The sequence below is a fragment of the Streptomyces calidiresistens genome, assembly GCF_014141525.1.
Classification (GTDB): domain Bacteria; phylum Actinomycetota; class Actinomycetes; order Streptomycetales; family Streptomycetaceae; genus Streptomyces; species Streptomyces calidiresistens.
Genome location: NZ_VKHS01000080.1, coordinates 1 through 11,784, shown reverse-complemented (window position 1 = coordinate 11,784; position 11,784 = coordinate 1). Strand labels below are relative to the sequence as shown.

7 protein-coding genes are annotated in these 11,784 nt (G+C 75.3%); 6 read left to right on the top strand and 1 reads right to left on the bottom strand.

All coding sequences use genetic code 11. The features are described from left to right. From FOE67_RS05940 to FOE67_RS05925, 4 genes are all read left to right on the top strand, one after another. On the top strand, positions 1–952 hold a 952-nt coding region (locus FOE67_RS05940), incomplete at its 5' end, for a glycosyltransferase family 4 protein (RefSeq protein WP_182661172.1). After that, positions 949–2,208: a glycosyltransferase gene (locus FOE67_RS05935; RefSeq protein WP_323384321.1), complete on the top strand. Its 1,260-nt coding sequence runs from the start codon at positions 949–951 to the stop codon at positions 2,206–2,208. The genes FOE67_RS05940 and FOE67_RS05935, both read left to right, overlap by 4 nt. After that, positions 2,205–3,260 carry an SGNH/GDSL hydrolase family protein gene (locus FOE67_RS29980; protein ID WP_323384319.1) on the top strand — a complete coding sequence of 352 codons (1,056 nt, stop codon included), beginning with the start codon at positions 2,205–2,207 and terminating at the stop codon, positions 3,258–3,260. The genes FOE67_RS05935 and FOE67_RS29980 overlap by 4 nt, the downstream gene beginning before the upstream one ends. Before the next feature lie 5 nt (positions 3,261–3,265). Beyond that, positions 3,266–6,961, top strand: a complete 3,696-nt coding sequence (locus FOE67_RS05925) for a hydantoinase B/oxoprolinase family protein (RefSeq protein WP_182661170.1) — start codon at positions 3,266–3,268, stop codon at positions 6,959–6,961. A gap of 44 nt (positions 6,962–7,005) precedes the next feature. Here FOE67_RS05925 and FOE67_RS05920 read toward each other — a convergent pair whose 3' ends face one another. Further along, the gene (locus FOE67_RS05920; RefSeq protein ID WP_182661168.1) at positions 7,006–7,458 is read right to left on the bottom strand and encodes a Crp/Fnr family transcriptional regulator; all 453 of its coding nucleotides are present in this window, start codon (positions 7,456–7,458) and stop codon (positions 7,006–7,008) included. Between the two features lie 491 nt (positions 7,459–7,949). On the opposite strand from FOE67_RS05920, the gene FOE67_RS05915 reads away from it, so the two are divergent. Together FOE67_RS05915 and FOE67_RS05910 are read left to right on the top strand one after the other, a co-directional pair. After that, the gene (locus FOE67_RS05915; protein WP_323384317.1) at positions 7,950–10,052 is read left to right on the top strand and encodes a SpoIIE family protein phosphatase; all 2,103 of its coding nucleotides are present in this window, start codon (positions 7,950–7,952) and stop codon (positions 10,050–10,052) included. Between the two features lie 133 nt (positions 10,053–10,185). Beyond that, the gene (locus FOE67_RS05910; protein ID WP_182661174.1) at positions 10,186–11,742 is read left to right on the top strand and encodes a hypothetical protein; all 1,557 of its coding nucleotides are present in this window, start codon (positions 10,186–10,188) and stop codon (positions 11,740–11,742) included. Positions 11,743–11,784: the final 42 nt, after the last annotated feature.

Here is an 11,784-nt window from a genome sequence, read left to right as displayed (position 1 = left end):
CATCCCCTCCCTCCCGCTCCCCGGCTACCCGCAGGTGCGGGTGGCGCTCCCCAGCCGTCGCCTCGCCCGCGCCGTGGCCGATCACCGGCCGGACATCGTCCACCTCGCCAGCCCCTTCGTGCTGGGCCCGCGCGGTCTGGCCGCCGCGGCCCGGGCGGGCGTGCCGGTCGTCTCGGTCTACCAGACCGACCTCGCCGGCTACGCCCGCACCTATCTGGGCGCCGGGGAGGCCGCTGCCTGGCGCCGCATCCACGCCGTCCACACCGCCTCCGACCTCACCCTGGCGCCCTCCACCTCCTCCCTGCGGGCCCTCGGGGCACACGGCGTGCCCCGGCTCCGGCTGTGGCCCCGGGGCGTGGACACCGAGCGCTTCGACCCGGCCCACCGCGACCCCGGGCTGCGTCGCGCCCTGGCCCCCGCCGGCGAACTGCTGATCGGCTACATCGGACGGTTGGCCCCGGAGAAACACGTGGAGCTGCTGGGGCCCGCCGCCGCCCTGCCCGGCGTCCGCACGGTGATCGTCGGGGACGGCCCCAGCGCCCCCGCCCTGCGCACAGCCCTGCCCGGTGCGCACTTCACCGGGCGGCTGACCGGACCCGACCTGGCCCGTCTGCACGCCTCGTTGGACGTCTTCGTGCACACCGGGCCCTTCGAGACCTTCTGCCAAACGGTCCAGGAGGCCCAGGCGTCCGGGGTGGCGGTGATCGCCCCCGCCGCCGGCGGCCCCCTGGACCTGGTGGACCACGACCGCACCGGGCTGCTCGTCCGCCCCGGGGACGCCGGGGCGCTGCGGGAGGCGGTGGTCGCGCTGCGCGACGATCCGGCGCGGCGCGCCCGCCTGGCCGCCGCCGGCGCGGCGGCGGTGGCCGACCGGAGCTGGGAGGCGATCGGGGACCGGTTGCTGGACCACTACCGGGAGGTCCTCCGGGCCCGGACGGCGGTCGCGCGGTGAGCCGCGCCGATCACGGGCTGCGCATCGTGCGCCTGGCGAACTTCGTCGCCCCCGCCTCCGGGGGTCTGCGCACCGCGCTGACGGAACTGGGTGTCGGATACCTCGCCGCCGGACACGATCCCGTGCTGGTGGTCCCCGGCCCGGGGACCTCCGACGTCCGCACCCCCGCGGGCCGGGTCATCACCCTGCCCGGACCCCGGATTCCCGGCACCGGCGGTTACCGGGCGCTGCTCGACCGGCCGCGGCTGACCGCGCTGCTCGACCGGCTGGCACCGGACCGCCTGGAGGTCTCCGACCGCACCACCCTGCGCTGGACGGGGGAGTGGGCGCGGCGCCGCCGGGTCCGGGCGATCATGGTCTCCCACGAGAGCGTCGACGGGGTCCTGGCCGCCCGGGGGATCCCGCTCCCGGTGGCACGGGCCGCCGCCGATCGCCTCAACCGTCCCACCTCCCGCGCCTACAGTCGGGTGGTGTGCACCACCCGCTGGGCGCAGGAGGAGTTCCTCCGGATCGGCGCGCGCAACGTGGTCCTCGCCCCCCTCGGGGTGGACCTGCGACGACGTCGGCCGGACCTGCGGGACCCCGGGCTGCGCCGCCGACTCGCGGGCCCGGACGAGGTGGTGCTCCTGCTCTGTTCGCGCCTGTCGCCGGAGAAGCACCCCGGACTCGCCCTGGACGCCCTCGCCCACCTGCGGTCCCTCGGGGTGCGGGCCCGGCTGGTGGTGGCCGGGGACGGTCCGCTGCGCGGGCGGATGGTCGAGCGGGTCCGGTCCGACCGGTTGCCGGTGGTGTTCACCGGCCACATCGCCGAGGCCGACCGACTGGCGATTCTCCAGGCGTCGGCCGACCTCGTCCTCGCCCCCGGCCCGGCCGAGACCTTCGGGCTGGCGGCCATGGAGGCGCTGGCCTGCGGCACCCCCGTGGTGGCCCACGCCCACTCCGCGGTGCCGTCCCTGATGGGCGACGCCGGCGTGGCCGCGGCGGGTACGGGACGGGCGTTCGCGGAGGGGGTGCTCACCCTCCTGGGACGCCCGGAGCCCATCCGCCGGGACCGTGCCCGCCGGCGTGCCGAACGGTACCCGCGGGAGGCGGCGGTGCGGGCCTTCCTCACCGCCCACGAGGCGGCCGTCGAGTCGCCGGTCCCTCCCGCGCCCGCGCGGCCGTCGACGAGACGACACCCGGGGCTCCCGACGGCTCCGATGCCGGTCCCGGGGCTCGCCGGGGCCGCCGACCGGGCCGGGGAGGGGTCCCGGTGAGCGCGCCCCCGGGACCCCGTGGAGAACTCCCCACCGGTGAGTTGAGGTACGCGGCGCTGGGCGACTCGCTCACCGAGGGGATCGGCGACCCGCTGCCCGACGGCACCTGGCGGGGGTGGGCCGCGTTGCTCGCGGACGCCCTCGCCGCCCCCGGCCATCCGGTGCGATTCGAACGACCGGCCCACAGCGGCGCCCGGTGCGCGGACGTCGTGGAGCACCAACTGCCCGTGGCCCGCCGATTCCGTCCCCATCTGGCCTCGGTCCTGGTCGGCGGCAACGACACCCTGCGGACCTCCTTCGACATCCACCGGGTGGCCCGGTCGCTGGACACCGTGGTCGGCTCCCTCGCATCGGACGGGGCCCTCGTGGTCACCGCCTGTCTCCCCGATCCGGGGCGGTTGCTCCGTCTGCCGGGTCCGCTGGCCCGCCCCCTGGCCCGCCGGATGCGTTCGGTCAACGAGGTGGTGCACACCGTCGCCGCCCGTCACGGGGCACTCCACCTCCACCTCGCCGACCACGCCATGCTGGGGCTGCCCGGGTTCTGGAGCGTGGATCGGCTGCACCCCGGGGAACTCGGCCACCGTCTGCTGGCCCGCGAGGTCCACGCCCTGCTGGGCCCCACGGACCGGCGGGGCGGCGCGCCGCCCTCCGTCCGCTGCGACCGCACCCCTCCCGGCCGGGTGGCGGCGACGCGCTGGATGGCGACCAAGGGCACCCGGTGGGTGGTGGATCGTTCCCGGGACCTGTTGCCCGGCCTGCTGCGCCTGGCCGCGGAGGAGGCCCGGCACCGCCTCGCGGGGACCGCTCCGCTGCTGGACCGGGCCGCGGAGCACGCCACCCGCGCGGCCCTGGGGGCGACGGAGCCGGCCGGTCCCGGTCGTCCCGCTCCGGGAACGGCGGCGGTCCGCGTCGCCGCGACGGGGGCTCCCGGGCCGTCGCGTCCGTCGGTCGCCCGGTCGCCCGGGGCCCGGGCCCCGGGTCGGACACGGGGGCCCCGTGCCCCGGGGCCCCCGTCGCACCGTGGCCCGGGGGCGGCCGATCGGGCACGATAACGACCATGAGCGGGCGTTGGGAATTCTGGATCGACCGGGGCGGCACCTTCACCGACGTGGTGGCCCGCCGCCCGGACGGTGGGTTGACGACGGGCAAGGTCCTCTCGGAGGACCCCTCACGGGTGGACGACGCGGCCGTGGCCGGTATCCGCCGCATCATGGGGCTGGAGCCGGACGAGCCGATTCCCGCCGACCGGATCGCGGGCGTGCGCATGGGCACGACGGTGGCCACCAACGCGCTCCTGGAACGTCGGGGCGAGCCCACCGCCCTGATCACCACACGGGGTTTCCGCGACGCCCTGCGCATCGCCCAGCAGAACCGTCCCCGCCTGTTCGACCGTCACATCGTTCTCCCCGGGACGGTGTACGACCGGGTGGTCGAGATCCCGGAACGGGTCTCGGCCCGGGGCGAGGTGGTCCTTCCCCTGGACCGTGGGGCCGCCGCCGAGGCGCTGGCGGAACTCCGGCGGGCGGGGTACCGCTCCGTCGCCGTGGTGCTGATGCACGGCTACCGCCACCCCGAGCACGAACGGGAGGTCGCCCGCATGGCCCGGGAGACGGGGTTCGAGCAGGTGAGCGTCTCGCACGAGGTCGCCCCCCTGATCCGGTTGGTGCCCCGTGGCGACACCACCGTGGTGGACGCCTACCTCTCCCCGGTGCTGCGCCGCTACGTCGAACGGATCGCCGCCGAACTCCCGGGTATCCCGCTGCTGTTCATGCAGTCCAACGGCGGTTTGCGGGACGCCGCTTCCTTCCGGGGCCGGGACGCGCTGCTCTCCGGCCCCGCCGGTGGCGTGGTCGGCATGGCCCGTTCCTGTGCCGCCATCGGCCACCGGGAGGTCGTCGGGTTCGACATGGGGGGCACGTCCACGGACGTCTCCCACTGGGCGGGGGAGTGGGAGCGCACCGACGGCGGTGAGATCGCCGGTGTGCGGGTGCGGGTGCCGATGATGGACATCCACACCGTCGCCGCCGGCGGGGGGTCGGTGCTGGAGTTCGACGGCCTGCGCTACCGGGTGGGGCCCCGCTCCGCGGGGGCGGTCCCCGGTCCCGCCTGTTACCGGCGCGGCGGTCCCCTCACGGTCACCGACGCCAACGTCATGCTGGGCCGGGTGCGTCCCGAGCACTTCCCGCGGGTGTTCGGTCCCGGGGGGAACCTCCCCCTGGACACGGACGCGGTGCGGGAGGGCTTCACCCGGTTGGCCGAGGAGACCGGGCGTCGCACCGGGATCCGCCGCACCCCCGAGGAGGTGGCGGCCGGCTTCCTCGACATCGCGGTCCTCGCCATGGCCAACGCGGTCAAACGGATCTCGGTGCGACGCGGCCACGACGTCACCACCCACGCCCTGGTCTCCTTCGGCGGTGCCGGCGGCCAGCACGCCTGCGCGGTCGCCGACGCCCTGGGCGTGGAGACCGTCGTGGTGCCGCCGCTGGCGGGTGTCCTGTCCGCCCACGGGATCGGTCTGGCCGATGTGACGGTGATGCGCGAGCGCTCGGTGGAACGGGAATTGGACGCCCGGTCCGCCGAGGCGTTGCGCGGGGTGTGCGCCGAACTGGCGCGGGAGGCGCGGTCCGCGCTGCGTGCCGACGGCCTGGCGGACGAGGCGATCACCACCACCGCCCGGGCACACCTGCGCTACGCGGGCACCGACGCGGCGCTGGCGGTCGAGCCGGGGGACCCCGGGGCGATGACCGCCGCCTTCACCGCCGCCCACCGGGCCCGGTACGGCTTCGCGACCGACCGCCCGCTGGTGGTGGCGACCGCCGTCGTCGAGGCGACCGGATCGACCGGCCACGCGGCCCCGGTCGCCGTACCGGTCGGGGAGGGGCGGGGGGCGGACGACGCGACCGTGCCGGGAGCGGGGGCGGAGCCCGCCGAGGCGCGGCCCGCGGACCGGATCCGGATGCACGCCGGGGGCCGGGAGCACCGTGCCGCCCTCCACCGGCGCGCCGAACTCGGCCCCGGCCACGCCGTGACCGGTCCGGCGTTGATCACCGAGTCCGACGCGACCACCGTGGTCGAACCCGGCTGGCGGGCCGTGGTCCGCCCCGAGGGGCACCTGGTGATCGAGCGGTACCTGCCGCGTCCGCGAGTCGTGGCGGCCGGCACGGAGGCCGATCCGGTGCGGCTGGAGGTCTTCAACAGTCTCTTCATGGCGGTCGCCGAGCAGATGGGCGTCACCCTCGAGAACACCGCGCACTCGGTCAACATCAAGGAGCGGCTCGACTTCTCCTGCGCGCTGTTCGACCCCGAGGGCAACCTGGTCGCCAACGCCCCGCACATCCCGGTGCACCTGGGGTCGATGGGCGACTCCATCCGCGCGGTGCTGCGCCGCACCGCCGGCACCATGCGGCCGGGCGACGCCTACGCGGTCAACGACCCCTACCACGGGGGTACGCACCTGCCGGACGTCACGGTCGTCACCCCGGTCTTCGCCGCGCCCGATCCCGCCGCGCCGGACACGCCGGCCGAGTTGCTCTTCCTGGTGGCCTCCCGGGGTCACCACGCCGAGATCGGCGGCATCAGCCCCGGCTCGATGCCCGCCTTCAGCCGCACCGTCCACGACGAGGGGGTTCTCTTCGACAGCCACCTCCTGGTGCGCGACGGCCGGCTGCGGGAGGAGGAGACCCGGGCGCTGCTGACCTCCGGACCCCATCCCTCCCGCAACCCCGACGCCAACCTCGCCGACCTGCGCGCCCAGCTCGCCGCGAACGAGAAGGGCGTGGCCGAGCTGCGGGCGGTGATGGACCGGTTCGGACGCGAGACGGTCCTGGCCTACATGGGCCACGTGCGGGACAACGCGGAGGAGGCCGTGCGGCGCATCGTCGCCGACCTCTCGGACGGCTCCTGCCGGTACGAGACGGACTCCGGTGCGGTGATCGCCGTGCGCGTCACGGTGGACCGGGAGACGCGTTCCGCGGTGATCGACTTCGAGGGCACCTCGCCGCAGCGGGAGGACAACCTCAACGCCCCCTCCTCGGTGGTCACGGCCGCCGTGCTGTACGTTTTCCGCACGCTGGTGGCCGACGACATCCCGCTCAACAGCGGATGCCTGGCGCCCCTGGAGATCCGCATCCCCGAGGGGTGCATGCTCGCCCCCCGGTATCCGGCGGCCACCGTGGCGGGCAACGTGGAGACCTCCCAGGCGCTGGTGGGCGCCCTGTACGCGGCCCTGGGGGTGCAGGCCGAGGGGTCGGGCACGATGAACAACGTCACCTTCGGCAACGAGCGGACCCAGTACTACGAGACGCTCGCCTCCGGGTCCGGCGCCGGCCCGGACTTCCCGGGCACCTCGGCGGTGCAGACCCACATGACGAACTCCCGGCTGACCGACCCCGAGATCCTGGAGTGGCGGCACCCGGTGAGGGTGGAGGAGTTCGCCGTGCGGGAGGGGAGCGGCGGCGCCGGCCGGATGCGCGGCGGCGACGGTGTCGTGCGCCGCCTCCGTTTCCTGGAACCGATGAGCGTCACGCTGCTGGGAAGTCACCGTCGGGTGCCGCCCTACGGCATGGCCGGCGGATCACCGGGGGCACTCGCCCGCGACGCGCTGGTGGGGACCGACGGGGTGCGGCGGGAACTGCGCGGGCGGGACGCGGTGGAGGCGGCCGCGGGTGAACTGCTGGTGATCGAGACGCCGGGTGGCGGCGGCTGGGGGACACCCGATGCCGACCCCGACGGCGATCCCGCTTCCCGTCCCTGATCCCCCGTCGACGCCGACCGGGGACGTCGCGCGCGGCGTCCCCGTCACCAGCCGGCGGCCCGCGGGGCGTAGAGGTCCAGGGCGCGGCTCCGGGCCAGACGCAGGCGGTGGGCCAGGATCTCGGCGAACAGCCGCATCAGGGTGTAACCGAAGGCGGGGTCGCGATCGCACAGCTCCCGTACGTCCGCCCCGAGGAACTCGTGGGCCCGCACCGGGCTGACGGTCTCGGCCCCGAAGTCCCACTCGTGGGGGGGAAAGAGCCACGACCAACCCAGCAGGTCGCCCGGGTCCAGGACGGCGACCGAACCGGTGCGGTCGCCCGGCAGCCGCAGGTCGAGCGTCACCGAGCCGGAACGGAGCACCCAGAACCGGTCGGCCCGCTCCCGTTCCTCGAAGATCCGGTGCCCCCCGGGGAAGGACACCTCCCGGCTCACCCGCATGAGACGTTCGCGGTACTCCGGCGACAGGGACTTCAACAGTTGTTTGGGTGCGGGCATCACAACCCCTCTCTCGACCGCGGCGGGCGCCCGCCGCGGTCGTTCTCCCGGGACGCCGGGAGGGTCCATGGGTGACGGAGCCGGTCGCACCAGGATAGGAACTCCAGCGCTATTCCGGCAAAATTCCCCCGAACGGACGATCGAGGAATCACGCCCGCCTCCCCGATAGCCCAACCGGCGCGTTCGCCGCGCGGTCCGGGTCCGACGGCAGTTGAATGGATACCCCGGACGAACCGGGATGACGGTGTCCGTCCGGCCCCCTCACGGGCCGATGGGCCCGACGGCCCGCCGGTTCGGCGGGATGGTCGGGTGACCGAGGAGGCGGCATGGCCGGGGAGAAGCGACGGAGGGCCGGCACGCCCCCCGTCGGCATGCCGCGCGCCGCCGCGGCCCCGGACTCCGCCGTCTCCCGTACCGGGGGGACACCGGGTCCCGTCCCTCCCGCCGGGGAGGGAACGTCCGCGACCGGGCCGTCCCCCGACGGGAACCCCGTGGGCCCCGACCATCCGCCCGGCGTCCCCCGCCCCGACCATCCACCCGGCGCCGCGGCCCCGGACCGCGGGAACCCCGACGAGGCGCCGGGCGGTCTGCTCGACCTGCTGAGGGTGGCGGCGTTCGTCCTCGACGAGCGGGCGCGCATCGTCCTGTGGAGCCCGGAGGCCGAGCGCCTGTTCGGCTACCGGGCCGAGGAGGCGGTCGGGGCGAACGCGGGAGAACTCCTCATCCTTCCCGCGCACCTGGAACGCGTGACCGAGTGGTTCCTGCGGGTTCTGGGAGGGGAGCAGTGGGCCGGGGTGTTCCCGATCCGCTGTCGGGACGGTTCGATCCGGCGCGCCGAGTTCCGCCACATCAGCATGCGGGCCCCCGACGGGCGCCGCCAGATCCTCGGGCTGGCCGCCGACGCGGAGACCGTGCGCGAACTGGAGACCACCCTCGCCCTCTCCGACAGCCTGGTCGAGCAGTCCCCGATCGGCCTGGCCCTCTTCGACGAGGAGATGCGCTGGCGCCGGGTCAACCCCGCACTGGAACGCATCAACGGCATCCCCGCCGAGCGGCTGCTGGGCCGACGGCTGGACGAGATGCTACCCGGCATCGACCCGGGCCGGGTCGCCTCGTCCGTGCGTCGGGTGCTCTCCGACGGCCGTCCGGTGGTCGACCAGACGATCGTCGGACGCACTCCCGCGGACCCCGATCGCGATCACGTCTGGTCGGTCTCCTACTACCGCGTCATGGACCGCGGCAACCGCCCCCTGGGAGTGGCGGCCTCCGCGATCGACGTCACCGAGCGCCACCGGGCCGGGGACGAGGTGGCGGAGGCCCGCGAACGCCTCGCGGTCATCGCCGAAGCCGGTGACCGGATCGGCTCCTCCCTCGACCTCCCCCGGATCGCCCGGGAACTGGCGGACGTCTCGGTGCCCCGCCTCGCCGATCTGGCCACGGTCGACCTGCTGGACGACGTGCTCACCGGTGACCTGGCCGAGCCGGTGCGGGCCGACGGCTCGATCCGCTTCCGGGCCCTGGCGGTCGCGTTCGCCGACCGGGGGGCGGGGAGCGCCGCGGCGGCCCGGGCCACCGACCGGGTCGGCGACCTCGCCGAGTACGGCCCCACCCGGGTGATCACCCGATGCGTCACCCTGGGGCGAACGATCGTGCTCCCCCGGGTGGGGGAGAAGGAGTTGCGCCGGATCGCCCGGGACGCCGACGCCGCCCGTCTGCTGGCGGAGGCCGGCGCGCACTCCTATCTCGCCGTTCCGCTCATCGCCCGCGGACACGTCCTGGGAGCCCTCGGGCTGTGCCGCACCGACCACCCCCGACCCTTCGGCCCCGCCGACGTCTCCCTGGCCGGGGAACTCGCCGCCCGGGCCGCCATCAGCGTGGACAACGCGCGGCTGTACCACCGCGAGCGCCGCACCGCCCTCACCCTCCAGCGCAGTCTGCTCCCGCCCGTACCGACCGATCGCCCCGGACTCGACCTGGCCGCCCGCTACCTCCCCGCCGTCAGTGAGGCGGGCGGCGACTGGTACGACGTCCTGCCGCAGGACGACGGGCGCACCGGGCTGATCGTCGGTGACGTCATGGGCAAGGGCGTGCACGCCGCCGCGATCATGGGACAACTGCGCTCCACCACCCGTGCCCTCGCCAGGCTCAGTCTGCCCCCGGCGGAGCTGCTGGAGCACCTCGACGCCACCACCACGGGCCTCGGCGAGTCCATCGCCACCTGCGTCCACGTGGTGTGCAACCCCGCCGGAGGCTGGTGCGAGGTCACCTCGGCCGGCCACCCACCCCCCGTGATGGTCGATCCCGACGGTCGTGCCCATCTGTTGGAGGTGCCCCCGGCCCGGCCGCTGGGGGTGGGCGGGGCGGTCTTCTCCCCGAGACGCGTGCCCATGCCCCCCGGCGCCACCCTGATCCTCTACACCGACGGTCTCGTGGAGGACCGGCGGGACGACATCGACGTGGGGCTGCGCACCCTGCTGAACGTGGTCTCCGGTCCCTCCCGATCGCTCGAGGCGATGTGCGACGCGGTGCTGGAGGCGCTGCACCGCGACCCCCGGGACGATGTGGCCCTGCTGCTGGCGCGCAACCATCCCTGAGGAGTCCGGCCGGTTCACCGGCGATCCGCGGAGCCGCGGGTGCCGTCCGGGGCGCGCGACCCCCTTTCCAAGATCATCCGAGCCGGGGGTCGGCACCGCGGTGTCGGTGCGGACGCCTACAGTGTGCTGCGTGATCCCGCACGCACGCTCCGCCCGCACCGGGACCGCGGAGTCCACCGCCCCGGTCGTCGGCGCCCCGCCCCGTCCGGGGCCGCGTCCCGCGCCCGGCCCGGCGGCCGACGAGGGGCTGGCCCGCCGGTTGCGGGCCCTGGCCTGCACCGCCCCCCTGCACGACCTGGACGTGCGGAAGGCCAACCTGGCGGGCGAGTACACCGTGTACGCGATGGCGGAGATCGCCCTCGCCGCCATCGACCTGGTCACCCTCAGCATGGACTTCGACGCCGGTGCCGACCACGAGGAGGTGGTCGTCCGGTTGCGGCCCCGGGTGGCCGCCCAGGCCCCCGATCGCTCCCCCGCGGAGCACGAGCGGGTCGCCCGCTGGGTCCTGGAGAACCTGATCAACGTCGGCAGCGCCGACCGCGGTTTCCGGGTGGTCTACGGCACCTTCGACGCCGAGGGGTCCTACGTCCGGCGCGACTACGACTTCAAGCTCATCGAGGAGGTCTCCGGCGCGGACGGCACCATCCGTCTGCGCACCACCGACGAGGCGGTCAACGTCCTGGTCGGGGCCCTCGACACCGACGTCACCAGCGCCCAGATCGCCGCCGAGGTCAAGCTGGAGGTGCTGATCAGCCGGGGGCGCCTCGCCGACGCGCAGCTCGCCGCCGAGCAGGCCCGCTACCGCACCGTCCAGTACTCCGAGACGCTGCGCCGCACCCTGGAGGCGACCCGCCGCGACGTCCGGGCGGTGGACTGGATGGAGACCGTCCCCGGCCTGATCTCCGAGGCGCTGGACCACATCGCCGAGCGCTACCGCCACGAGAACGCCATCCTCACCAACATCCGCCGCGCGCGGGACGAGGCCGAGGACCCGGTGCACAAGAGACGGGCGGCGGAACTGGTCGACATCGTGCGGGACTGCATCCGGCGCCACACCCGCCTGCAGTCCCGCCTCCTGGAGGCCGGCCCGCTCTTCCGCGCCGAACAGGACCGGCAGGCGTTCTCCCCCGCCGCCACCGGATCGGGCATCGACCTGCACGGGCAGATCCTGGCCCCCGTGCTCGAACGCCCCTTGGACGAGGCACGGCGGGTGACCGACTCCTTCTTCGCGCGCGGGGCGGGTCTGCGCGCCCCCGGAGCCCCCCGGCTCACCGACCTGGTGGCCCTGCTGCTGACACCGCCGGCCCCCCGTGAGCACCTGGGGTCCGAGCTGCCCGAGCCGGAACTGGTGGCCACCCCGGACGACAGCCGCTTCGACGAGTCGCAGCACGCCGCGGCGGCCCGTCTCCTCGATCTCTCCCCGGAGGCACCGCGCCGTCTCTCCGGCCTGTTGGCCGACGCCCGCCGCATCGACCCCGACCTGCCGCACCTGGTGGCCCTGATCGCGGTGCACGCCGTCGCGCCGCCCATCGGCACCGCCTACCGGCAGGGGGAGCGCCGGCTGCTCTTCGCCGTGGACGACGGCACCCCGCTGGAGGACCCCGGCTTCGCCGGTGCCGACCTCATCGTGGGCGTGCTGGAACTGGACGCCGGCGCGATGGCCGCGGATCGGGCGGAGGCCGGGACGTGAAGCCGCCCCCGGTCCGACCTCCCGGCAGCCGCCTCCCCGCCC